Genomic DNA, 24,335 nt, shown 5'->3' with positions numbered 1-24,335 from the left:
CTACTGGCTATAAAGCTTACGAGTCGGGCTGGCGCTACTTGTCTTCACAACACAGTTATTGCCTCAGCAAAAGCCACAAACAAGTATACCGGAACTGTGCAGACTATTTTTGGGTATAGCCACCCACGCTAGCATCCGTTTCCATCACCAGAATCAATTCCTTTTGCCTAGTACGAACGCCACTAACACCCCGCGCCGCTTGCTTTGGTATGTGCTGCTACTTGCTTTGCTGATAGGTGGCAGCCTATTCTACGCTGCTTGGCGGATGCTTTGGGAGCCCAATATGGCCGTTTCGCCCTACGGTGCAGCTTACCTCTATATCCGAACGGGCACGGGCTATGAGGCTGTACTGGATTCGCTGCGACGTCATGAGCTATTGCGCAACCTAAGCACGTTCGAGTGGCTGGCTGAGCAACGAGGTTACCCCCGGCTGGTACGCCCCGGCCGCTACCGCCTCAACCCAACGTATGGCAACGATGACTTGCTGGATATGCTGCTCCAGGGCAAGCAAGACACCCTCGACTTCACCCTCAATGCCTTCAAGTACAAGCCGCAGCTAACCCGGCAAATCAGCCGACAGCTCGAAGCCGATTCTACGGAACTGCGGAAGCTGCTGAACGATAACACGTTTTTGACTCGCCGCTACCATCTCGACACCACCACCGTGCTGACTTTGTTCTTGCCCGGCCCGTACCGCTTTTTCTGGAACACCTCGGCCCATCAATTCCTGGATTCGGCAGCGGCCATGCATCGTCGGTTCTGGACCAGCCAGCGCCAGCAGCGGGCTGATTCGCTCGGCCTTTCGCCGATGCAGGTACACGTGCTGGCTAGTATCGTGCAGCGCGAAACGGCTATGAAGGAAGATAAACCGGTTATTGCCGGCGTGTACCTGAACCGGCTGCGCCGTGGCATGCGCCTGCAAGCCGATCCTACGTTGCTGTGGGCCATCGGCAACTTTGGGGTGAAGCGGGTGCTCAACAAAGACAAGCTTGTAGACTCGCCTTACAACACTTATAAGCACAAAGGCCTTCCCCCAGGTCCTATTACTTCCGCGAATCGTCAAAGCTTAGACGCAGTGCTAAAGCCCGCTGCCCACGAATACGTATTCTTTTGCGCCCGCCCCGACGGCAGCGGTTATTCTGATTTTGCCGAAACCTTCACCGAACACAAGAAAAACGCCCGCCGCTACCAGCACCGCCTAGACAGTTTAGGAATAAAGCGGTAGGTGATGAAGCTGCGTTTTAAGTGCGTAGTGACGCTGTTAGATACCTGGACTCATAACTTCGCTTGTCACTGCAGCCGATACAAGCGAAGTTGAACAGAATCTTGGCAAGCAGCGCGTTGTAAGGCTAGTGTTTGCACGTAGCCAAGCCCAGTGTACTCGGAATGTTCGAGGAACAGCAACGGCGAGGTAAGCAGCGGCTCCGATAACGCCACCAAGGGTGGCTGATGGCGGAGAGAATCGAAGTTGGGCGAGTTGGTGACGCGCCAATAGGAATCGAGGAGTACGTACGTGAACTGCTGCCTTCGCCACATGGGTAGCTCCTTCTCATTTGTCACCAATGCTACCGTATCAGTGGCTGCTAAGAACGGCCGCAGACCAATGCCGAGGGAACTAGCTACGCGCACTGATCCGGGCGAGCGAGCATGCAGTAACCGGGCCATGGCACCATAGTGGGTTGACGTATAAGCGTAGATTTCACGTTGTATCCGGAACAAGTTGAAGGCTGAGGCTGCTAGCAGCACGCCCGTCAAAAGCCCTATTGTAGCCGGTGTGCTTAGCTGCATACTTTGTATCAGCCGACGCAGCAACAGAAACGTTAGAATATAGAACAGTGGATACACTAGCAACAGGCCGCGCGGTGCCTTCAGCAGCAATGACATACCCACCAGAAAACACGCTGCCCATATTCCCAAGTACGTCGGCAGACTGATAGGAGGCTTCCACCAGGGCTGGCATTGTAGCCAGTGCCGTATGCCCAATACTACTCCACCAGCCAAGCCTGGCAGCAACAGCGGCGACTCGAAGTCCCAGAGGTAACGCAGGTAGTACAGCCCGTCGAAGCGCAAGTGCCCGGTACGACCAGCAGCATTAGTTGCCCCCGGAAACACTAGGTTGTAGTACACAGCCGGCCAACGATACCAAGGCAAGCCCCCCACCGCGCCTAGCAAGCCTAGTACTAGATAAGGCACAAGTAGAATCAGTGAAACACGCCACAGCGCAGCAGGGCGCCATAATAAGCTTTGGCCGTACAGCAGTTCCAACAACACCAGAATCGGCAGTGTAAGCAGAAACTTGTAGTTGACGCTCAGGCCGAGCGCCAGCCAACCTGCTGTCTGCATCAATACCTGTACACTTGGCTGTTGCAACCGTCGGTAGTGAGTTTGCAGCAAACCTACAAACACCAGCAGGCTCATCGAGCCCATTGTAAAGTCGCGGCCCGAAAACGTAAGAAATACCGAAGTGCCCGTGAAAACAAGCAGCAGTGCTGTTTCAACTGCTGTTAAGCGCTGCTGCCTTCCCACAAGGTGTACTAGCCACACTAGCGCTGCTATGGCTAGCATAGCGTTCAGATGCTGGTATACGCGGTAATCGGTGGTGAACCACGCTACAGGCGCTAGTAGCAAGGAAAAAGCGGGGCTGCCGTGGTGAAACAAGTTGCGCAAGTTGCCCTGCGCCACCTCTTGCACGATCTGCCAGTTGCGCACCGAATCGTAATCGGGCAATGCTGCCTCGGTTAGCCCGTATAGCCGCACCGCTACCACCACTGACACCGCCAGAACGGAAGGCAGCAGCACCTTATGTGAAGTAGACAAGGAAATACTGGAGCGCAAAACAGTCAGCTACGAATGAAGCCGCAAGATGCTAGTTTTGCCCGTGAGGTAGATGGCCCACAGCCTGTATCGTTCGCGCATCTGCCACTAAAAAGAGCTGCGGAAGTTCGAGCAAGCAGTTCTCGTCACTATTGCCCACTTACGTAGCTGCTTTATGCGCACCGTCATACAGCGTGTCCGGCACGCTAGCGTCACTGTTGAAGGGCGCATTACAGGTAAAATTGACGCTGGCTTGCTGGTACTGGCTGGCTTCGCTCCCGACGATACACCCGCCGCACTCGATTGGATGGCGCGCAAACTAGTGCAGTTGCGCATTTTCTCGGATGAAGCCGGCAAGATGAACCTTTCGGTACAAGACATTGGGGGACAACTGCTGGTGGTTAGCCAATTCACACTACTAGCCGATGCTCGCAAAGGCAACCGTCCAAGCTACATTGGCGCTGCACCGCCGCCCATTGCCATACCGCTGTACGAGCAATTCGTGCAGCGCTTGGAGCAGCTTCTAGGGCAACCTGTTGCCACCGGTGAGTTTGGCGCCGACATGCAAGTGAAACTGCTCAACGACGGTCCCGTGACCATTGTGCTGGATTCGCCAGAAAAGTGAGGTTACGCAAACCAAGGCCAGCAACTCCGCCTTTTACAACTACTCCCCTCACAACCGCACTTTCCCATGACTATCGAAGAAGCACAGCAAACTGTTGACACCTGGATTCAAACCACTGGTATCCGCTATTTCAACGAGCTAACCAATATGGCTATGCTCACCGAGGAAGTAGGCGAAGTGGCTCGCATCATTGCCCGGCAGTATGGCGAGCAGTCTTTCAAAGAATCCGACAAAGACAAAGTATTGGCCGACGAGCTAGCCGATGTACTATTCGTCGTCATATGCCTGGCCAACCAAACCGGCGTAAACCTCACCGAAGCGTTGCAGCGCAACTTAGAAAAGAAAACCCTCCGCGATGCCGACCGTCACCGCAACAACGAAAAGCTGAAATAAACGAGACTAGTCCATATAAAAAGCGAGGGTGCATTAATCGATGCACCCTCGCTTTTTATATAGACTAGTCTTCAACGCTGCACGGATTGTAAAGCGGCTACAATACGGCCTTCACTATACACCGGCACCACATCGTACTCATCTTGGCGCACACAAAACTCCATGTCCTTATGTGCTTCCAGGTTATTGAGCCGCCGAACATGGGCCGATTTGAGCAGGTAAGTAGCCACGTCGGGTTGCGCCGCCTGCCATAAGTCGAGGGCGGCCAGCGTAGCATCAGAATCCGTGGTATTGAACTCGGCTGCTAAATGATAAGCCAACGCACCACCAAACAGCGTGTCTTCCAAGCAGAAGTTACCTTTCCAGCCTGCACATACCACTACCACGTCTTTCTGCTGACGACGCACGAAATCGGCAACGGCGCTCAGGTTTAGAAAAGCGCCTACTACTACCGTGTCGGCGGTTTGAGACAGGTGTAAGGCGCGGGTGCCATTGGTGGTGGTAATGGCTACGGCCCGGTCGCGCACCGTCACAACTCCATCTAAGTAGCCGAACGGGGAGTTGCCAAGATCCACGCCTTCCATCTGGCGGCCGTCGCGCTCGGCGGCGGTCAGGTAGCCTTTCGCGGCCATAGCTTGGCACTCGGCTACCTCGCTTACCGGCACCAGATGCGTGACGCCTTGCGCAAGCGCCGTTACAATAGAGGAAGTAGCCCGCAACACATCCACTACCACCGCCACCCGACCACGCAGGTCGTAAAGCGTTAGTAGTTCAGGCGAAAAGCAAATATCAAGGGTAGGCATAACTGCTTCAATCAACAGGAACGTCGTGCCGCGCTTGCCGAACCCACTTGGCAGCCATAACCGCTTCTGGGTACGGCACTACCAAAGCGCTTCAGCAAGCGCAACACGACGACCTTTTTTTACTATTTTTTACTATCTAAAGACCAAAACCACTATGCCTCTTCCTCGGTGCCGGGCACAAAAGGCAACTTAACCACCGTGGCTGGATGGTTCTTGCCGCGCACCTGAACAAAGATTTTGCTGCCGGGCGCGCTAAATTGGGTTTGCACGTAGCCGAGGCCGATGCCTTTGCTGAGCGAAGGCGACTGAGTACCGCTCGTTACCTCCCCTATCTTCTCGCCGGCCTCATTTACTAGCTCGTAGTGCCCCCGCGGAATACCCGGGCCATCCATCAAGAAGCCCACCAGCTTGCGGGCAACGCCCGTTTCTTTCTGCGTTTTCAGCTTATCGGCATTGGTGAAGTCCTTGGTGAACTTGGTAATCCAGCCCAAGCCAGCTTCCAGCGGCGAAGTTTCGTCGTTGATATCGTTGCCGTAGAGGCAGTAGCCCATTTCCAGGCGCAGCGTGTCGCGGGCGCCGAGGCCGATGGGCTTCAGGCCGTAGGGCTGGCCAGCTTCCATCACCTTGTCCCATACCTGCCGGGCGTGCTCGTTGGGTACGTACAACTCGAATCCGCCCGCGCCGGTGTAGCCGGTAGCCGAAATAATAACGTTGGGCGCTCCAGCAAACGTGCCTTGCACAAACGAGTAGTACGGAATAGAGCTTAAGTCGGCATCTGTCAGCCCTTGGAGCGCGGCAACGGCTTTGGGGCCCTGCACGGCAAACAAGCTGATTTCGTCTGATACGTTTTCCATTTCCGCCCCGGCGGTGTTGTGCTGCTGAATCCAGCTCCAATCCTTGTCGATGTTGGAGGCATTCACCACCAGGAGGTAGTCTTCCTCGGCTAGCTTGTACACCAACAGGTCGTCCACAATGCCACCTTCTTCGTTGGGCAGGCACGAATACTGGGCTTTGCCGGGCGCCAGCTTGCTGGCGTCGTTGCTGGTTACGCGCTGAATCAGGTCGAGGGCCTGGGGTCCGCGCACCCGAAACTCGCCCATGTGCGAAACGTCGAAAATACCCACCGCGCGGCGCACTGTGCGGTGCTCATCGAGGTCGGAGGAGTAGCGCACGGGCATATTGTAGCCAGCAAAAGGCACCATCTTGGCACCTAGTTGCTGGTGTACGTCGTTCAGGACTACGGTTTTAAGGTCTTCGGCCATTTGTATAGGTTCTTGTTTCGAGGTTTAAGTGCAGTTCCGACGCAGAAAAATTTCCAGATAGTTGTCACACGAGCATCGTAGGTTTTTGGGCACGGTAGAACAACGCGTTGTACTAGGCGGCGAAATTAGCTAATTCTAACGGGCAGGCGGCTACTGTTATCTTTACAAGGAAGCTGAACATTTGCTTTGCAGATAATGTATAGTCAGCTTCGTAGTTTCCTTTCTTTTACTCCTGATTTTGCGCTTGCTTTCAAGCGCTTTTTGCAATGACCGACGAACTGAAGCAAGACTTTGAATCGGGGATGGTGAAGCATTTGCTGTTCAAGTCCAAGCTTCGGTCCTATCTATATGGCAGCAAGATCAACCAGGGCCCTATTCGCGACCCTATGCAATGCGCTTTGGGTCACTGGATTCAAGACCGAGCATTAGGCGCTTACGCTCACTTGGCTGAGTCGCGCGAGCTGGACCGCCTGCATAGGCAAATTCATCACGAAGCTAACCGCCTCATGGATATGCACGACCGTGGCCAAACCGAGCAAGCACTGTCCGGCTTGGGTGCCGTAGAGAAGCTCGCCGACCATATCACCGCCCTGATGCGAACTATGGAGCAGAAGCTGCGTACGGGCCTCTAATTGCCTTTGTCTTTTCGGCTTACCGTTTCCTTCGCCGCCCCGCCTGCATGAAGCTGAAGCTTTCCACCAAACTCTTTGCTGGCTTTCTAGTCGTTTTGTTGCTGTTTGTGGGAGTGGTAATCGTCAATTATCAACTCTCGCGCAAAGTGTTGCGCAATGCCCGCCAAGTGCAGGCCTCGCAGCGCGTCTTCGCCGATGCTTCCATGCTCATGCGCAACATCGTCGACATGGAGACTGGTTTTCGCGGCTATCTGCTTATTGGGAAAGAGGAAGTACTGGAGCCTTACCACCAAGGGGAACGGTACATGCTGAGAAATTTCTCGCAGCTACTCAGCGAGCTAGACCCGGAAAGTCCGCAATACGCTCGTATAGTGCGGGCTCAGAAAATGTTTCGGGAGTGGCTCAACTACTCGCATCTGCTCATAAGTGAGAAGCGCGAAGCGCAACGCCGCTTTGCTGGCCAGGAAGGGCTCGTGGGAGTGGAGCATCGCAAGCTGGCGGAAAGCTTGGAAGGCAAGCTCATGATGGACCAGATTCGGGTATTATTCGCCGGCTTCGATCAGGAAGAGCGTAAGCAACGCATCAAGCAGGGCACTAGGCTGCAAGAGAGCATCACTGAAACCCGGTTTATTTCGGTAGGCATTACGCTGCTCGCCATCTTACTTGGCTTGCTGTGGGCCACCTACATCATCCGGCTTATCGGCCACCGGATTCATACCATGGTCAAGCTTTCTTCGCGCATTGCCGCGGGCCAGTACCGCACCAACATTCGAGATTCGGAGGGCGACGAGCTAAGCGAGCTAACTGCTTCGCTCAACCAGATGGCCATGACCATCGACAACAACATCACGCAGCTGGAACGCCGCAACCAGGAGTTAGACCAATTCGCCTACGTTGTGTCGCACGACTTGAAAGCGCCCCTGCGCGGCATTGAAAGTGCTTCGCGCTGGATTGAGGAGGATATGGGGCAGGATATTCCTGCGCATATCCGGGAGTTTCTGGTGCTGATGCGGGTGCGTGTGAAGCGCATGGAGCAGCTCATTATGGGCATTCTGGATTTGGCCCGCGTGGGCCGCTCGCCCCAAGCCGATGAGCCAGTCTTCGTGCGGCAGCTATTACGCGAAATTATTGATTCCTTGAGCCTACCCGAAGGCTTCAAAGTAGAGTTGCCGTTTTATCTACCCACACTGGTCACCAACCGGGTACAGCTGCAACAGGTATTTACCAACCTTATCAGCAACGCTGCTAAATACCACGACCATCCCGAATCAGGCACCGTGTACATTGCTTGCAGCGAAGACCCGCAGTTTTACACATTTTCGGTAACCGACGACGGCCCCGGCATCCACCCCGACTATCACGAACGAATCTTCGTCATCTTCCAAACCCTCACAGAGCGCGATACCCTCGAAAGCACGGGTGTTGGCTTGGCCATTGTGAAGAAAATAGTGGAACGACAAGGCGGGTCCATTCAGGTTGATTCGAAGGAAGGTGAAGGCGCAACATTCCGGTTCACGTGGCCCCGCCAAAGCCGAACAAGCGCTGAAATCCGAGCTAATAGCACAATATCAACACTAAATTAAGCCTCAACCGTATAGTCGGTAGCCTACGGGTACATTTAGCTCTATTTCTCACCTAACCGACACCTGCTATGCCTAGTATTCTTTTGGTCGAAGACGACCAGATGGACATCATGAACGTGCAGCGCGAATTGCGCAAGAACAATATTGACTTACCTCTTAATATTGCCCGTAACGGTCGTGAGGCACTCAATATGCTGCGTGGCGAAGGTGGTCAGGAGAAGATAGAATTACCTCGCGTGGTGATGCTCGACATCAATATGCCGCGCATGAATGGTCTGGAGCTCCTAGAACAACTCCGCTCCGATCCTGAATTTGTTGGTCTCAACGTGTTCATCATGACCACCTCGGACCTTGATACCGACCGGCTCAAAGCTAAAAACCTAGCCGTTAGCGGCTACATTATAAAGCCTTTAAACTTCGACAAATTTGGCGAAGGTGGCTCAACCGTCGACGGCTTCAGCTTATTCCTAGACTTGCTGATGCTGAAGGATAATCACTGATTTGAACTACTGATGCTTCTGTTGAGGCTTCGATTTAATAAGAAGAAGCCCGTCATGCATAAGCAAGCTTAGCACGACGGGCTTTTTTAAGTCAATACTTCGCTATTACAGCAACCGAAAGCCCATTCGGTGGTGTTCTGTTGTGCCGTGCGCGCGGATAGCAGCCCGGTGCTGAAGCGTTGGGTAGCCCGCATTTTGCTCCCATCCATATTCTGGATGTAGTTCAGCCAACTCTGTCATTCGCTCGTCGCGAAACGTTTTGGCTAGTATAGAAGCCGCTGCAATGTGCCGGTAACGAGCATCTCCTTTGATAAGGCAAGTGTGCTCTATTGTGCTATAAGGTCGGAAACGGTTGCCATCAACGGCTAGATGAGTAGGCTGCACCGACAAAGCCGCAACGGCACGGTGCATAGCCAAGTAGCTAGCTTGGGCAATGTTGATGCTGGAAATTTCGTCGGGCGAGGCTTCGGCAACCGCCCACGCTACAGCTTCTCGGCATATATCAACTCGCAACTCGCTGCGGCGACGGGCGCTGAGCTGCTTGGAATCATTGAGATACTTAGGGCTAAAATCAGGCGGCAGAATAACGGCGGCGGCAAAAACTGGCCCGGCTAGGCAGCCCCGGCCGGCTTCGTCAAGGCCGGCTTCGAGCGGATGACCGGTATGGGAGGCAAGTAACATCCTGCAAAGGTAAAGCAGCTTAAGCAGCACATTATCAAAAAAGGCATCTCCGGGAGCCGTAGCGGCCGGAGATGCCTTTTTCAGGAAGTGTTAAGCGTTATAAGTATTGAGGCTACTTGTGGCTGCCAGCCGTGGAGCCCGTGGTAGGAGGATTCTCGCCACGGCGTAAGCCTTGCTTGTCGCGTGGTCCCTCATCAATTTCATCGTCTTCGTCGCTCGTGACGTATTCGTTGCTAATCGGGCCAAGACCACCCGTATTGGTGCTTAGTTCCGACTCCGCTTGTGCATGCTTAAGGTTGAATAATGGGTCGCCAGGTTCCTGCTGATTTTCCTGATTTTTTGACTTATTAGCCATAAACAACAAAATGCCAACCGGAATGTGAACGGTCGGCTCTTGCTTGGTACGGCGACACGGTACAGCAGGTTGATGTAGAATCTTGGCCTAAGGAAGCGCTTCTGCTGTATAGCTTGAGAGCGACATTAGTGCGTTTTTAGCTCTACAAAAGCTTCTTTCTAGGTACCGGGTTTTGGCGCCTTCCCCGTGCTTTTATTTGCTGCTACAGGTCAGTATACGAGAACCCCTCGACGCAAATAGAACTGAACTTCACAGCACAGAGGGAAAATAAAAGGGGCTGCCGCCTTCCAACGCAACAGCCCCTTTAATATAATTGCGTCGGATGATCATAAAAATCATCCACCCTACTCCTAGGACCATTCCGACGCTGCGCGAGCGAAGCCTTCCTTTCCACAAATACCCACCCGCGCTATAATTGAGTATGACAAAACTACTTACTCTCAATCGGTTATCTACATACTTTTTGGTCAATTGGCCGATTTACCCGGTCAACTAGTGATTCTGCCCGACGGACACCAAAAACAGAGTATGGCCTTACCTTTAGCCTGAATTTCAATCTTTCTATCATCCTACTATGTCTTCCTCTAAACCTCAACTAGACGAAAACCACAATCCTTGGCAAGTTCTTAGCACTGAAGTAAAATATCACAATCCCTGGATAAGTGTCCGTGAAGACCAAGTCGTAAACCCGGGGGGAGGCCGAGGAATTTATGGCGTTGTCTCGATGAAAAACAAAGCATTAGGCATTGTGCCTGTAGATGCTGAGGGCAACACGTGGTTAGTAGGTCAATATCGTTATCCGCTCAACGAGTACAGCTGGGAAATTCCGATGGGCGGTGGTCCGGTAGAACTGGACATACTAGAATCGGCGCAACGTGAGTTACGAGAAGAAACGGGCTTGCTGGCTCGTCGCTGGACCAACATTGCTCGTTTACACACCTCAAACTCTGTTACCGATGAAGAAGGCTTTGTATTTCTGGCCGAGGACTTAGAGCACGGCGAGGTAGAACCAGAAGAAACCGAAGACCTTCGAATTTGGAAGCTCCCGCTAACCGAAGCTGTGCGGATGGTAATGAACAATCAGATAACGGATGCAGTAAGTGTAGCGGGTTTGTTGAAAGCAGAAAAGGTGCTTGCCAGTCGAGTGAGTTAGTAGCAGATGAGCTAGCCTGTGAATAATGCTGTAGTACAGGCTCTGCTTATACGGGTGGCATAATGCCGCATTCAAGCGTTCTGTTCAACAACGTCAGACAACTTCCTAACTTTGCTATATGCGGCACCTTTTGCGCTACATCGGCCATCGACTCTACACCACTTGGGCGACCTTCTGGTTTGTAACGCCGTTTGTAGTCACGTATCCGGTACAATGGGCCCTGAGCCAGAAGCCAGAGTGGCACCGTTATCTGCACAGCCTCAACCGCGGGTGGAGTAGGCTTTTCATCCGGATGTGGGGGATGCCAGTGGATATAGTGCGGAAAAACCCTCTACCTGCTGGCCAGCCCTGCGTGTATGTAGCTAACCATAGTTCTTACATCGATATTCCGTTGCTATTCAAAACCATACCTGGCTGGTTGAATATCATGGGAAAAAAATCGTTGGCTGAAGTACCCGTGTGGGGCCCAATTTTCGGCCGAGGCTATATTGTTGTCGACCGGGACAATGCCATGAGCCGGGGTCGGGCCATGGTGCAGGCTCGCCGCTCTTTGGAAGCTGGACGCTCTGTAATCATTTTCCCAGAGGGCTCTATCTCCAAAAAGCCCGGTGAGCAGTTGGAAGAGTTCAAGGACGGTGCTTTTCAGTTGGCTATTGCAGCCGGTGTGCCTTTGGTCCCGATTACGATGACGCTGAACCACCGTTTCATGCCGGATGTTGGAGGGTTGCGCGTGCGGTACTCACCGCTGCAAATCATCTTACACGAGCCAATTTCTACTACTGGCCTTACGGCAGCTGATGCTCCCGCTCTCAAGAATCGCACTGCCGACATTATTGCCAGTGCTTTTCGGCCGGACGCAGCGGGCATTCCGGAGCGGAGCACTTGGCGCCGCAATACGTTGCCTAGTGTTGCTTCCAAACAAGCTCCAGAAACCTCATCCGAAAAATCTTCTGAGTTGGCTTTACCCAATTCATAAATCTCAACTTATAATTTACCACTCTCTTGAGCACTGACCTCACCACCTTGCGCCAGCTAGCGCACCTCTCCCGCTTAGAACTCGACGAATCGAAAGAGCAGGAGATGCTAGGAGCCCTCAACGAAATCCTGGATTGGGTGGACCAACTGCGTCAACTTGATACCAGCAACGTGGAACCCCTGGTGCATCTGTCGCACGAAATCAACGTGCTCCGGCCTGACGAAGCCCATAACACAGTAAGCCACCAAGATGGCTTGCGTAACGCGCCGCGTAAGGATTCGGATTATTTCCGCGTACCTAAAGTGCTGGACTAACTGCTGGTGCCCACGACTTCTGCTTCCCACGCCACTTCCTGGCGTAGTCCGTTTCTGCTAGGCCTGCTGGTGCTGGCTATTGGGGCTATTCTTTTAGCCATCTATCATTACTTCACTGGCGACGATGCTGCCTTGCCGGTGCAAGCAGTAGCGCAACTCAAGCCTGTGCCCACCACCTTGACAGAGGTGCGCGTGGGCCTCGCCGAATTGCCGCTCCGGGTAAACAGCTACTTGCTTACCCAAACCCACGACATGGTAGGGCCTTACGTCCGTCCGGAGGCAGCGTGGGCGCTGTTGGGCTTGTTTGCAGCGTCGTTAGCTGCTTTTCTGGCCGTAGTCAGTACGCTGGAAAGACCCGCCTTTGTGGCGAGCATGGCAGGAGTTATTTTCCTGCTGATGTCGCTCAATGCCGACTTATTGGGTGTTTTCAATTCACAGGAACAATACTTTCTGATCCTGGCACTGGCGGCGCTAGGTTTGCCAGCCTACGCCTTCCATGCCTTCTGGACGGAGGTGCCGCTAGGCCGCCGCCTGCTTGTTTTCGGGGTGCTGGTTGCGGGCTTGAGCGCCCTACTTCTAGCTCGCTCCAATTTTTCGTCTGACGAAACTGCGTTGCACCTCACCAGCTTTGCTACCCTTGGTGGTGCTGTAATAGTAGGTTTATTAGTGTTGTGGGTAGCATTTGAGAATATTCAGGGGCTGCTGTGGTTCAACACGCAAGCTGAAAATCCTGCCAGCCGCTTCGGATTGCTCCCATTTGTGGCTTCAAGTGTGCTTTACCTAGGCATCTTGGGCATGTACTTGTGGAATGGTGGGGAGTTACTTATTCTGCCAGGTGTACGGTTCGACCCCTTGGTACTACTACTACCGGCTGTAGTGATTGGGCGGTTGGGTTTGCAACGCCGAGCCGCTTCCTACGGCGACTTGGTTCCTTACTGGCCCGCAGCAGCGCACCTCTATCTAATTTTCGTGACGTTAGCGGCCGGCTTTCTAGGGTATGCCTTTGCCACCGCTAACGACCCGCTGTTGTTAGCCGCCCGCCAGTTCACAGCCTTAACGCTGCTAATTGGTGGAACAGCGTTTCTGTTGTATGTACTGGTCAACTTTGGGCCGCTTATCCGGCAGCGGTTGCGCGTATACCGCGTAGTGTACGAGCCACGCCGCCTACCTTTATACGCCGCGTATGTGCTAACTATTGCTGGCTTGGCGGCCTTAGAGTTTCGCTACAACTTCGAGACACTACACCAAGTACAGGCCGGCTACTACAACAACCTCGGCGACCTAACGCGTCTGCAAAGTGAGCTAGATCCTAAAGGCGACGCATTAGCCTTGCTAGCCGAACGGTATTACGCCGAGAGCGACGTGCTCGACGAACACAACCACAAAGCCAGCCTTGGCCGTGCTGCGTTGTATCGGTATCGGCTTCAGCGCCAAAACGAAATCAATATTTTGCGCCGCGCCCTCAGCCGCCGCTCCTCCGAGAAGGTGTCGTTACGCCTGGCAGCTCTTTACAATGAGCCCACTGACTTCTTTGACCGGCTGGCTGCCTTGCGGGAAGGCTTGAAAAGTACGCCAGCCAGCGCCAGCCTCAACAATGACCTCGCCCAGCTCTATACCCGCTCCACCCTCACCGACTCGGTGATGTGGTACTTAACCCGGGCCGAAGCCGCCGCTCCCAACAGTCCGGTAGTACAAGCCAATCGGCTGGCTTATCTGTTGCAGCTCGAGCAGTTTGGCGAAGCGCAGAAACTTGTGCAACAGGAAAACAAGGCGACGGATGCGGCTTGGCAAAGCAACGTATTGCTACTAAGCCAACTGCACCCCAGCAATACGCAATCCGTACCAGCGTTGACGCCCGACGCCGCAGCCAATCTAACTGTACCAGAATTTGCCCGGCTTTACCACGCCACCTTGCGCCAAGTACAGCAGCAGGACACAAGTTACCTAAAGCCTCTTTCCCAGTTGGCACAACGGCCTAGTAATAGCGCTTACTTCGAGCAGCTCACCTTTTTGAAGGCGCTTGTGCAACACTATGGTGGCCGGGCAGTATCTGCCCAAGCCACTTTACTGCCGCTTGCGGTAGGTGCTACTCCTAGCGCGGCCTACTACCAAAACGTACAAGGTTTGTGGTTACTTGAGCAACGAGCTTATGGCTCGGCCGCTACTCGCCTTGCAGAAGCTGGCCGCAACGGATACGCCGAAGCCCGCTTGAATCGGGTCTATGCGTTGGCCCTAAATCAGCAGCTAGATTCAGCACGCGCAGTAGCCCAGGCAGTCGTTCAAGGACCAGATTCCAGCCTGCATCAGCCAGCTCATGGGTTACAGCAGCTACTATCGTTAAATTTTAATTCACAATATGCTACTGCTTCTGATTCCGTAAAAACACAATTCGTTGTATTGCGTGGCAACTCGCCTTATCTTGATACTTTACTACATTATATCGTTAATATAACAAATCCGCGGTACCGTGAAGTAGCTTTGTTGGAGCAGTTGCCTCGTGCGCTGCAGAAGGGCCAGTTGGCCACGGTTCAGCAACTCTTAACGCGCTTCCATCCTGAGCCAACACAGGATAAGACGGCCACCGCTTCCGCTTGGAATGTAGTACGGGGCGAGTTGCTGCTGCGCCAGAAAAAAGCCGCTGAATTGAATCAGTTAGCTGAAAAAGGCTTTTTCCTGCCGATTGATCAACCCAAGCGCCTATACTATCGGGCGGCGGTAGCTGTGTTAGAAAACCAACCGAAACTAGCTCAACAGCTATTCACACAGCTCGTGCGAGAGGCTCCGTTTGAAGAGGCAGGAATCCTCGCCGCAGCCGACTTTTACACCCAGCAGCGCGACTATCAGACAGCGTATTCAACTTTGCAAAGTGCAGTTGAATATAACCCTGAGTCTATTTCTTTACTTAAGGCGTATACGTTAGCTGCTATTCCGATGGGGTTGACAGAGTATGCTACGACCTCCCTCGACAAGCTTCGTACATTGCTTTCACCCCCCGAATACGCTACCTTTCGTACCACTTATGGCGCCCGCCGTGCAACTCAGGACTCGGTGGTCGCTCCCTGGAACTAACCCGGCCGGCTATGCTGCACCCCGTTATCGAAACCCATAACATCTCAAAGATGTATCGTATGGGTACTGAGGAAATTCACGCTTTGCGCTCAGTTACCATCACCATTCAACGTGGTGAGTACGTTGCCTTCATGGGCCCCTCTGGCTCTGGTAAATCTACACTGATGAATATCGTTGGCTGCCTCGATACCCCAACCAACGGTAATTACATACTCAACGGCAAAGACGTAAGCCGTATGAGCGATAATCAGCTAGCTGATGTTCGGAACAAAGAGATTGGCTTCGTTTTCCAGACGTTCAACTTGCTGCCTCGCGCTACCTCGCTCGACAATGTGGCCCTTCCCCTCATTTATGCTGGCTACAGCAAGCCCGACCGGGAAGAGAAAGCCATGCAAGCCCTGCGGAGCGTAGGCCTCGACACCCGTGCCAAACACCGGCCCAACGAGTTGTCGGGTGGCCAGCGCCAGCGCGTAGCTATAGCCCGTGCCCTCGTCAACGACCCTAGTATTATCCTCGCCGACGAGCCTACTGGTAACCTCGACTCGAAGACCAGCTATGAAATCATGGACCTCTTCGAGGCGTTGTATGCCAAGGGCAACACCATTATTATGGTAACGCACGAAGAAGATATTGCCCGCTATGCGCACCGTATTGTGCGCTTGCGCGATGGCCTTGTCGAGTCCGACCAAATAAATACTGACGTAGCCTTGCACCATGAGCAGGCCGCCAAGCAACTATAGCTCAGCACTATTGCCTTTGCTTACCGAGAGTAAGCCGCTCGTCATTCTGACCAAGAAAAGACCTTTTTGTTGTTGGTGTGTTACCTTCCTTTACTTAGCACACTGACGAAGAAAAGGTTTTTCTTTGTTGGCATGACGTTTCCATTTTGGTCGCAAGCGCGGGTTTGAAACGCAATGTTATCTGTGTGGCAATAGCGCTAACTTTTCTTTCATGAAGATCTACACCAAAACCGGCGACCAAGGCCTTACCTCTCTCATAGGCGGGACCCGGGTACCCAAATCCAGTCTACGCATTGACTGCTACGGCACCGTGGATGAACTCAACTCTTATATCGGTTTGCTTCGCGACCAAGATGTAAATGCTACCCGTCGCAGCTTGCTGAAGGAGATTCAGGACCGGCTATTCACTATCGGGGCTTCACTGGCCTCCGACCCTGAGAAGTCGAAAATGAAAATACCCGACCTGCATGACACCGATGTGACGCTGCTAGAGGAGGAAATGGACCGTATGAATGCACAACTGCCGGAACTACGGGTGTTCGTTTTACCGGGCGGTCATCAGTCGGTGTCGTTTGCGCACGTAGCGCGGTGCGTATGCCGCCGCGCCGAGCGGTTGGTGATTCACCTGCGCGAAGATTCGTTTGTGGCCGACTTAGTTGTGATGTACCTGAACCGCTTATCCGACTACCTATTTGTTCTCAGCCGGCAGATGGCCCACGACCTCGGAGCCGAGGAAGTAACTTGGCTGCCTAGAATGTAAATAGTTGCTTTTTAATTTTCGTTCTGTAGGTTCGTAGCAACTAAACGATAACCAGAAACCGGAAACGAGAACTTCATTTACCTCGTTTCAATCGTACCCTAGCTGCCTCACGCAGCCCCCGCTCCCCTCCTACCAAATTCCCATTCCTATCCCTTTTTCTTTGATTTTCATGCTCGACACCCTCACCATCCGGACTCAGCGCACCACGGCCTCACGCCTGCAACAGCTGGACCCCGAACGCCTAGAGTTCGGTAAGACCTTTTCCGACCACATGTTCGTGGCGGATTACCGCGACGGGGAGTGGCAGGACGCGCAAATTGTGCCTTACGGCGATATGCCCGTAAGTCCAGCTAACTCGGCTCTGCACTACGGTCAGTCTATTTTTGAAGGCATGAAGGCCTACAAAAATGCTGATGGTGACATTGCTCTTTTTCGGCCCTACGACAACTTCCGCCGCCTCAATGCTTCGGCCGAGCGGATGTGCATGCCGCTAGTGCCCGAAGAGTTGTTTATGCAAGGTCTAAGTCAGCTTATCCGAGTTGACAACGCTTGGGTACCTGACGCACCGGGTAGTGCCCTCTACATCCGTCCGTTCATGTTTGCCACCGACGGTTTCCTGGGTGTGCGTCCTTCCGAATCGTATCGGCTTGTTATTATCACCTGCCCGGTGGGCCTATACTACAATAAGCCGCTGCGAGTGCGTTTCGAGGAGCGGTATGTACGCTCCGCAGAAGGTGGCGCCGGTTATGCCAAAAACGCGGGCAACTACGGCGCGGCTATGTATCCTACCAAACTAGCGCAGCAGGAAGGCTACAACCAACTCATCTGGACCGATGCTTCCGAGCACCGCTATGTAGAAGAATCAGGAACGATGAACGCTATTTTTGTGGTTGATGGCAAGGTGATAACGCCAGCCCTGAGCACCTCTATTCTGGATGGGGTAACCCGCCGCAGCGTACTTGACTTGGCCCACGATTGGGGCATGCAAGTAGAAGAGCGTAAAGTATCGGCGGTTGAACTCATGGATGCCTTAGCGGCCGGCAAGCTAGAAGAAGCATTTGGAGTAGGCACTGCTGCTACCATTGCGCCTATTGCCGTTGTTGGGTATCAAGGCCAAGACTATGAGTTGCCAACCCCCGGTACCAACAGCTTTTCAACCCGTGCCACGGCGGCCTTACATGCTATCCGCACAGGGCAAGCACCCGATACCCACAACTGGATGGTAGCTGTGTAGTTTTTGCAAGCTACTCACTGCAGGGAAGGACCTCTTACGGATAACCTAGTAGCCTTTTTATGAGGTTACGACGCTATCCATAGGAGGTCCTTCCTCGTGATCAAGCTAACGCTACTAGCCTTTTTTCAGCCTAAGCCACTAATCCGGCTACCTTTGTTTTTCTCTCATACCCATTCACACATACTATATTCCCGATGACCCAAGATCAGGTAAAGGAATTGAAGGGCCGCGCCGAGGCCCTGAGGAGGTACCTTTGACTACGATAATCGCAAAGCTCAAGTAGTAGCTACCGAGGTGCAAACCACTGCCCCCGGCTTCTGGGACGATTCCAAAGCCGCCGAAGCTACCTTACGCGAAGTTAAAGCCATCAAGACCTGGACCGACGACTACGAAGCCGTGCAGCAAGCCGTAGCCGATACCGAGGTGCTTTTCGACTTCTACAAGGAAGGTGAAGTACCCGAAGCAGAAATGCAAGCGGACTACGACGCCACCGTCAAGAAAATAGAGCAGTTGGAGTTCAAGCGTATGCTCTCCGACGAAGAAGACCAACTGTCGGCCATTATTGACATCAACCCAGGTGCTGGCGGCACCGAAAGCCAGGATTGGGCCGAAATGCTGATGCGTATGTACATCATGTGGGCGGAAAGCCATGGGTTTGGTGTACGTCAAATCAGCTATCAGCCTGGCGAAGGTGCTGGTATCAAATCCGCATCCTTGGAAATAGATGGTGATTTTGCCTATGGCTACCTCAAAAGTGAAATCGGCGTACACCGCTTAGTGCGCATCTCTCCCTTTGACAGCAGCGGCCGGCGCCACACTTCGTTCGCCTCGGTATTTGCTTATCCTGTCATTGATGATACCATCAACATCGAAATCAATCCTGCTGATATCAGCTGGGACACCTTTCGGGCGGGCGGTGCCGGTGGACAGAACGTGAACAAGGTGGAAACGGCCGTACGACTTACGCACGCGCCTTCCGGTATCATCATCGCCGTGCAGATTGAGCGTAGCCAGCTTATGAACAAAGAACACGCGCTACGCATGCTTAAATCGCGCCTCTATCAAATCGAGATGGACAAGCGCCACGCCGAGCGCGACAAAGTAGAAGCCAGCAAGAAGCGTATCGACTTCGGTTCTCAAATCCGTAACTACGTGCTCCATCCCTACAAACTCGTCAAAGACCTGCGTACGAGCATCGAGCGCACCGACGTGCAGAATGTGCTAGACGGAGATTTAGACGAGTATATCAAGGGGTACCTGATGCAGAGTTAGCGCATTTATTGATTCACAGCACCTAGCTGAATAATCACCAACAAAAAAGGCTGCCAAAATTGGCAGCCTTTTTTATTCAATAACATTTGCAGTTAACGCTTGTCCCAGAACAACTTGGTCGTTACCACATCTCCTCCAATGGCAGAAGAAGCTACGTTGTAGTTTGTACCATTGACGTTTTGTTCAGCAATTGGATAAGGAAAACGCAATGGAATTTCCGTCAGAGAACGAGTAGATCTTGTCAGCTTAGGCGAATCTAGTCTTCTCCACTCCTTGAACGATTCCGTAGGCTGATTATATAGAGCAATCCACTTCTGGTACCCTATTTTCTCCCGGAAGTCAGCACCTGGTGCAGTAGCGTACGCCACGCCCGGATTAGCTAGATAAGCCGTTGCTTCTGTTGCTGCATTCACTACGTCTGCAGGTGTGTTTGAAGGCCCTGCATAGCTGGCCCACTCAAGAATAGACGCCCTGATAGCTGCATTGTAATGCGATTCAGTTGAGCCTGTTACGGCATACCCTCTTGCCGCGGCCTCAGCCAACATGAACTCAACCTGCGCATACGATATAACCACACCCGGTAAGGTCTGCTCACGAAGCTCGTCGCTAGCCTCCGAATTGGTGTTCTTGTTGTTGGTTGAGCCAGGTATACCTCCAGCGTAAGTTCCCGCCTGGTTTTCGTTAAAGTAGTCATCCAAACGTGGATCAACTATTCCTTGTACGGGGCCTTCTGTACCCTTCAACCGGTTGATGAAAGTGTTAGCACCAACAAAGTCACGCCGCCCACTTCTAACCAAATCCTCAAACAAAGGATTCGTGTTAGGGAACGTACCATTGTACGTCAAATCAATATTATCGGCATTGGAAGTAAGCACATTACCAGCAGCAGCCGCTACCATTGTTCTGGCTTTAGCATCATCAACATCAGCAATAGTAAGTGCCATTCGCAGCTTCATAGAGTTAGCGAACTTCACCCACAAGCCCACATTCCCGTCATTAATCAAATCGAAGCTAGGCGACGAATCACCCAAGCCTGCATTTACCTTAAACTTAGGAATGACAGCATCCAGCCGCGTGATAAGATCGTTGTAGATCGTAGCTTGGTCGTCGTAGGCTGGTAGAGGAGTGTTGATATCTAAAGCTTGTGAATACGGTATGTTACCAAACACTTCTACTAATGTAGTCCAAGTGTAAATTTCCAATACCTCAGCGCAAGCCAATTGGTTTGCCTTAACGTCAGGTGCTAGGTCTGGATCGGCATTAATTACCGTCTTAGCCTCGCGCAAGTCGCGTAGTACATCTCGGTACAAAGCATTCCAGTACAGCCCGTTGATATTACGTGTGTTAATATCATAACGGCTCTCCGTTGGGTAGTCAGTTGCAGCCCAATACTGCACATAGTAACGGAAAGGGTTCAGGTTGGTATTCGCACTATTAATAGTACGAACTAGGTTACGCTCTGCATTAGAAATGAACGACACACCAGGGGCCGTACCAACAGCAGCTCTTTTTGGGTCAACATTATATTCTTCCAGCGAATCCACGCAGGAAGTTGTCAGCGCAACAGCTGACAAAGCAATCAAGATTGATTTTTTCATTGTTGTTTAGAAGCTAAGTCTAACGTTAGCACCAATAGTGCGAACAGAAGGATAGGCGCCAGTCGAGTATCCCTGACCAAAGTTGCCAATGCTGAGTGCATCTTCTGGATCTGCGTCAGGCAGATTCTTATGAATGATCCACAAGTTGCGGGCAACTAACGACAAGTCAATTCCTTTCACCCCTACTCCTCCTACTTTAGACAGAACAGACTTCGGCAAGGAATACGTTAAGGCTACTTCTCTTAGCTTGGCAAAACCAGCATCGTACACAAATGCAGCTGCTGGATTATAAGTAATACCGTAGGCAGTTGATCCGCTTTCGGTGCTGTTGTCAGCACGTACCGTGTTAGGAGTTCCATCTGATTGTACACCGGGGAAAAGTACTCCTCCACCGTCAGCAATCGAATTACGCGACGGGTTTCCTAACTCGTTGAGACCAGCTGTTTCATCAGGCAGGCCACTATCGAGGCCATAAGCCCGGTCAAGCGAATACACCTGGCCACCCTTACGAATATCTACCAAGAAGTACAGAGAAAGCCCTTTGTAGTTGAACGTATTCGAAATACCTCCCGTCCAATCCGGATTCGGATCAGCAATTTCTTCGTTGGCGGTTGGACTCAGCGCATAGTATCCACTGGTACGTACTACCTTCTGTCCGTTCAGGTAAACGAAATTGTTTCCTCTGATAATTCCAAAAGGTTTGCCTACTGTTGCATTTGACGAGACACCGCCCTGGTATGAAGCTAGTTGTATACTCCTTACAAGTTCATCGCCTTCCCCATAGAGGGAAAGAACTTTATTCTTGTTTTTAGTCCAGTTAGCGTTAACCGTCCAACTAAAATTGTCGGATTTGAACGGCGTCACAAACGCTGTCAATTCAATACCTCTGTTGCGAACTTCACCTGAGTTAATGAAACGTGCGTTGTAGCCAGTAGCCGTTGACACGTTTACTGGAATGATCTGATCGATAGTATTTTGCTGGTAAATCGTGGCATCAAAGCCTAAGCGACTCTGCAAAAAGGCCATTTCTACACCAGCTTCGGCACTTTTCGTGCGCTCGGGCTTTAATTGGTTGTTGTTCTTCGTACCTACAACTGAGAACAAAGGCACCAAGCCGAAAGCTGCTGGTTTATCATACACATCATTTACGCTTTGGATAGGAGCTCCTTGTCCTACCTCAGCATAGTTGATTCGCGCCTTACCATAAGAAATCCAGTCGTACTCTTTCAGTACTTCAGAGAAAACAAAGCTGGTTGCTACCGAGGGGTAGATAAAGGCATTGTTGTCTTTAGGCAGCGTAGTGGATTTGTCTCTTCTAGCAGTCAGGTCCAAAAACAACATGTCCCTAAAGCCAAAGGTAGCGCTAGCAAACAAACCGTCTACCCCGCGTTGCTGAGCTACTTCATCAACACCAGGAGTTGGGGCAGTTAATGGCTCAACGCTATTGCTTAAAGTGTAAAGCCCTGGCACTACAAGCCCACCGTTGGTTGCCGACCTAATAAACTCAAACTGTTCCCGACGGATGTTGGCACCAGCCAAGCCTTTGAAACTAACAGCGTCTGTGATGTTTGCCGAGAAGTTACCTATCAAGTCAAGGTTAAGCTCACGGCCCGTACGGTTGTAACGAGTGTAGCTTGGTACACCTACCGATGTTACTGCATAACGTTCGTCCTGCCCTTCATCGTACGAATCAAGCGTTGCACGTCCTAATACGTTAAACCAATCGGCGAATTTGTAAGTAGCCGCAATGTTGCCGAAGGTCCGATAGCGAGAATCTGTTTCGTAGCTCTGCTCACGGGTGAAGTACGGGTTGTTCCAATAGGCACCAGTGGCACCAGGTGTTGCGCTACCTAAATTCCATGTAGCATTTCGCCGCTGGTAATTATAAGCATCCTCCAGATCCTTAATATCAACGTTCGTTTGCCACCATTGCCGGAAGTTAGTCATCAAGTTGTCGCTATTGGCACCGCTATAACCCGTAGCGTAACGACCTCTGCCACTAACCTGCGAGAAATTGACCGAAGCACTAGTGGTCAAGCGTGGCGTCAAATTCAGCGAGCCAGCAAAGTTTACAATGTTCTTGTTTACCTCGCTGTTCGGCAAAATGCCTTTGTCTCGAACACTGTTATATCCGAGTTTGAAATAGCCGTTGTCATTACCGCCATCAATGGCAATGCTGTTGTTTAGCGTTGTAGCCGTTTTGAAAAATTCCGATGGGTCATTTTGCGCAGCAACCCAAGGGGTAGCTTTTCCAAAATTGGGGTTACCAGGGGTGAAAGCAGTCCACTGATAGACAGACCGGCTTGGGTCAAAGCGAGGTCCGTTAGAGGCATCGGCTGCTAGCTGTGCAAGATCAAAAGTGCTGCCATTAACATCGTACTCATCGAAATAGGTGCCATATCCAGCACCATATTCCTTTTGGTACTTAATAAACGTGCTTTTATCAATGCGTCCACCAGTGATACCCGCATTGATAGTTACTCCTAAGCCTTTTCTTCCTTTTTTGGTAGTAATAAGAATTACACCGTTAGAAGCCCGCTCACCATATAGAGCAGTAGCTGCGGCACCCTTCAAAATGGTAGTTGTAGCAATGTCATCAGGGTTGAGGTCCGATGCAGCATTGCCATAGTCATAGCCCCCACCCCCTGTCTGCTGAGTAGCAGTATTGGTGTTGTTGTTGCTGATAGGAACCCCATCAATTACGTACAAAGGCTGGTTATTACCAAACAACGATTTAGTACCCCGGATGGTCACGTTAGTGGATCCACCAAGTGTATTGCTTTGCCGAATGTTAACACCCGCCACCTTACCTGATAAGCCATTAACCGGGTTAGGGTTACGAGCCACCGTAATGCTCTGGCCTTCCACCTGTGTTGCAGAATAAGGCAACGAGTTGCGGGTTCTTTCTACACCTAAAGCAGTTACAACAACTTCGCTAAGTTGCTTGGTATCCGTCCCAAGTCCAACATCTACCGTAGATGCTGTACCTATAGGACGCTCAACACTCGTATATCCGATAAAGCTGAATGTAAGAGTTGTAGCAGTTGCTGGAACGCTCAAAGTGTAGGATCCATCAGCACTTGTGGAAGCGCCAATTGAAGTACCTTTAACAAGTACAGTTACGCCTGGAAGGCCCTGACCAGTAGCTGTATCTGTTACGCGGCCCGTGATATTGCGATTTTGTGCCGCTGCCTGCTGCATCAAGACAGGCGACACTAAAAGCGCACTCAGGAGAAGTTTTCTCATAAAGGTGAGCGTTAGGTGAGTAGAGGTGAATAATTTAAGAAAGTTTATCCCAAACTTAACAAATAATTTGGTTGCTCCCATGCTAAATCCTACTTAAATCAATCCTATCTCTTAATCATACCTACTTATAATCTATTGTAATTCATAGAAATCCACTTACCTGTTATTGCAATAAACTTAATTATTTTAGTAAAAATTTGAAATTAGTACAACTATAGCACTTCATGCATACATAATCTTCAAGAAACATGCCTATAGATTAACACTCTCCAATATCCACAATAAATTGCTTTAAGTCAGCCTTACATATTCTTATGCTAATAGA

Annotated in this window: 21 protein-coding genes; 14 read left to right on the top strand and 7 right to left on the bottom strand. The window is 51.7% G+C overall.

Going from position 1 to position 24,335, the window contains the following annotated elements; all coding sequences use genetic code 11:
• Positions 1 to 163 precede the first annotated feature (163 nt).
• A complete protein-coding gene (mltG, locus tag P1X16_RS19100; protein WP_277232302.1) occupies positions 164 to 1,225 on the top strand; it encodes an endolytic transglycosylase MltG in 1,062 nt (353 codons plus the stop codon).
• 65 nt (positions 1,226 to 1,290) lie between these two features.
• Here mltG and P1X16_RS19095 read toward each other — a convergent pair whose 3' ends face one another.
• Positions 1,291 to 2,817 (bottom strand): hypothetical protein, encoded by a 1,527-nt coding sequence (locus P1X16_RS19095; protein ID WP_277232299.1) that lies wholly within the window; start codon positions 2,815 to 2,817, stop codon positions 1,291 to 1,293.
• A gap of 172 nt (positions 2,818 to 2,989) precedes the next feature.
• Between P1X16_RS19095 and dtd the strand changes: the two genes are divergently transcribed.
• Both dtd and P1X16_RS19085 read left to right on the top strand, forming a co-directional pair.
• On the top strand, positions 2,990 to 3,439 hold the full coding sequence (dtd, locus tag P1X16_RS19090) for a D-aminoacyl-tRNA deacylase (RefSeq protein ID WP_277232297.1): 450 nt from the start codon (positions 2,990 to 2,992) through the stop codon (positions 3,437 to 3,439).
• Between the two features lie 66 nt (positions 3,440 to 3,505).
• Positions 3,506 to 3,832 (top strand): nucleotide pyrophosphohydrolase, encoded by a 327-nt coding sequence (locus P1X16_RS19085; protein ID WP_277232294.1) that lies wholly within the window; start codon positions 3,506 to 3,508, stop codon positions 3,830 to 3,832.
• A gap of 71 nt (positions 3,833 to 3,903) precedes the next feature.
• On the opposite strand, the gene P1X16_RS19080 is transcribed toward P1X16_RS19085, so the two are convergent.
• On the bottom strand, positions 3,904 to 4,635 hold the full coding sequence (locus P1X16_RS19080; RefSeq protein WP_277232291.1) for a 2-phosphosulfolactate phosphatase: 732 nt from the start codon (positions 4,633 to 4,635) through the stop codon (positions 3,904 to 3,906).
• 152 nt (positions 4,636 to 4,787) lie between these two features.
• Positions 4,788 to 5,897, bottom strand: coding sequence for a glycine cleavage system aminomethyltransferase GcvT (gene gcvT, locus P1X16_RS19075; RefSeq protein ID WP_277232289.1), 1,110 nt, complete (start codon positions 5,895 to 5,897; stop codon positions 4,788 to 4,790).
• Positions 5,898 to 6,163: 266 nt separating this feature from the next.
• On the opposite strand from gcvT, the gene P1X16_RS19070 reads away from it, so the two are divergent.
• The 3 genes from P1X16_RS19070 (at position 6,164) to P1X16_RS19060 (ending at position 8,612) form a co-directional block, all read left to right on the top strand.
• Complete coding sequence (locus P1X16_RS19070; RefSeq protein ID WP_277232286.1) at positions 6,164 to 6,529, top strand: CZB domain-containing protein; 366 nt, start codon at positions 6,164 to 6,166, stop codon at positions 6,527 to 6,529.
• 47 nt (positions 6,530 to 6,576) lie between these two features.
• Positions 6,577 to 8,112: an ATP-binding protein gene (locus P1X16_RS19065; RefSeq protein WP_277232282.1), complete on the top strand. Its 1,536-nt coding sequence runs from the start codon at positions 6,577 to 6,579 to the stop codon at positions 8,110 to 8,112.
• A 68-nt stretch (positions 8,113 to 8,180) separates the two neighbouring features.
• Entirely contained in the window at positions 8,181 to 8,612 is a 432-nt protein-coding gene (locus P1X16_RS19060; protein ID WP_277232276.1) for a response regulator, read from the top strand.
• Between the two features lie 105 nt (positions 8,613 to 8,717).
• Here P1X16_RS19060 and P1X16_RS19055 read toward each other — a convergent pair whose 3' ends face one another.
• Both P1X16_RS19055 and P1X16_RS19050 read right to left on the bottom strand, forming a co-directional pair.
• The gene (locus tag P1X16_RS19055) at positions 8,718 to 9,293 is read right to left on the bottom strand and encodes a ribonuclease HII (RefSeq protein WP_277232273.1); all 576 of its coding nucleotides are present in this window, start codon (positions 9,291 to 9,293) and stop codon (positions 8,718 to 8,720) included.
• Positions 9,294 to 9,405: 112 nt separating this feature from the next.
• On the bottom strand, positions 9,406 to 9,648 hold the full coding sequence (locus P1X16_RS19050; protein ID WP_277232271.1) for a hypothetical protein: 243 nt from the start codon (positions 9,646 to 9,648) through the stop codon (positions 9,406 to 9,408).
• Between the two features lie 574 nt (positions 9,649 to 10,222).
• Between P1X16_RS19050 and P1X16_RS19045 the strand changes: the two genes are divergently transcribed.
• The 8 genes from P1X16_RS19045 (at position 10,223) to prfB (ending at position 19,166) form a co-directional block, all read left to right on the top strand.
• Complete coding sequence (locus tag P1X16_RS19045; protein WP_277232268.1) at positions 10,223 to 10,801, top strand: NUDIX hydrolase; 579 nt, start codon at positions 10,223 to 10,225, stop codon at positions 10,799 to 10,801.
• Positions 10,802 to 10,919: 118 nt separating this feature from the next.
• Positions 10,920 to 11,777 (top strand): lysophospholipid acyltransferase family protein, encoded by an 858-nt coding sequence (locus tag P1X16_RS19040; protein ID WP_277232265.1) that lies wholly within the window; start codon positions 10,920 to 10,922, stop codon positions 11,775 to 11,777.
• Positions 11,778 to 11,803: 26 nt separating this feature from the next.
• On the top strand, positions 11,804 to 12,091 hold the full coding sequence (gatC, locus tag P1X16_RS19035; RefSeq protein ID WP_277232263.1) for an Asp-tRNA(Asn)/Glu-tRNA(Gln) amidotransferase subunit GatC: 288 nt from the start codon (positions 11,804 to 11,806) through the stop codon (positions 12,089 to 12,091).
• A gap of 6 nt (positions 12,092 to 12,097) precedes the next feature.
• Positions 12,098 to 15,160, top strand: a complete 3,063-nt coding sequence (locus P1X16_RS19030) for a hypothetical protein (RefSeq protein WP_277232261.1) — start codon at positions 12,098 to 12,100, stop codon at positions 15,158 to 15,160.
• 11 nt (positions 15,161 to 15,171) lie between these two features.
• Positions 15,172 to 15,900: an ABC transporter ATP-binding protein gene (locus tag P1X16_RS19025; RefSeq protein ID WP_277232259.1), complete on the top strand. Its 729-nt coding sequence runs from the start codon at positions 15,172 to 15,174 to the stop codon at positions 15,898 to 15,900.
• A 211-nt stretch (positions 15,901 to 16,111) separates the two neighbouring features.
• Positions 16,112 to 16,660, top strand: a complete 549-nt coding sequence (locus P1X16_RS19020) for a cob(I)yrinic acid a,c-diamide adenosyltransferase (protein ID WP_277232258.1) — start codon at positions 16,112 to 16,114, stop codon at positions 16,658 to 16,660.
• 169 nt (positions 16,661 to 16,829) lie between these two features.
• Positions 16,830 to 17,894, top strand: a complete 1,065-nt coding sequence (locus P1X16_RS19015; protein WP_277232256.1) for a branched-chain amino acid aminotransferase — start codon at positions 16,830 to 16,832, stop codon at positions 17,892 to 17,894.
• 194 nt (positions 17,895 to 18,088) lie between these two features.
• Positions 18,089 to 19,166 (top strand): peptide chain release factor 2 gene (prfB, locus tag P1X16_RS19010; protein ID WP_277232254.1). Its coding sequence is split into 2 segments (ribosomal slippage): positions 18,089 to 18,148 and positions 18,150 to 19,166, totalling 1,077 coding nucleotides; the frame shifts between segments, so codons are not numbered across the junction.
• A gap of 92 nt (positions 19,167 to 19,258) precedes the next feature.
• Here prfB and P1X16_RS19005 read toward each other — a convergent pair.
• Entirely contained in the window at positions 19,259 to 20,764 is a 1,506-nt protein-coding gene (locus P1X16_RS19005; protein WP_277232252.1) for a SusD/RagB family nutrient-binding outer membrane lipoprotein, read from the bottom strand.
• A gap of 6 nt (positions 20,765 to 20,770) precedes the next feature.
• A complete protein-coding gene (locus tag P1X16_RS19000; RefSeq protein ID WP_277232249.1) occupies positions 20,771 to 24,010 on the bottom strand; it encodes a SusC/RagA family TonB-linked outer membrane protein in 3,240 nt (1,079 codons plus the stop codon).
• Positions 24,011 to 24,335: the final 325 nt, after the last annotated feature.

The organism is Hymenobacter sp. YC55, from assembly GCF_029433095.1.
Lineage (GTDB): Bacteria > Bacteroidota > Bacteroidia > Cytophagales > Hymenobacteraceae > Hymenobacter.
Note: the sequence above shows the minus strand (reverse complement) of the source record. Positions and strands in the feature narration are given on the sequence as shown.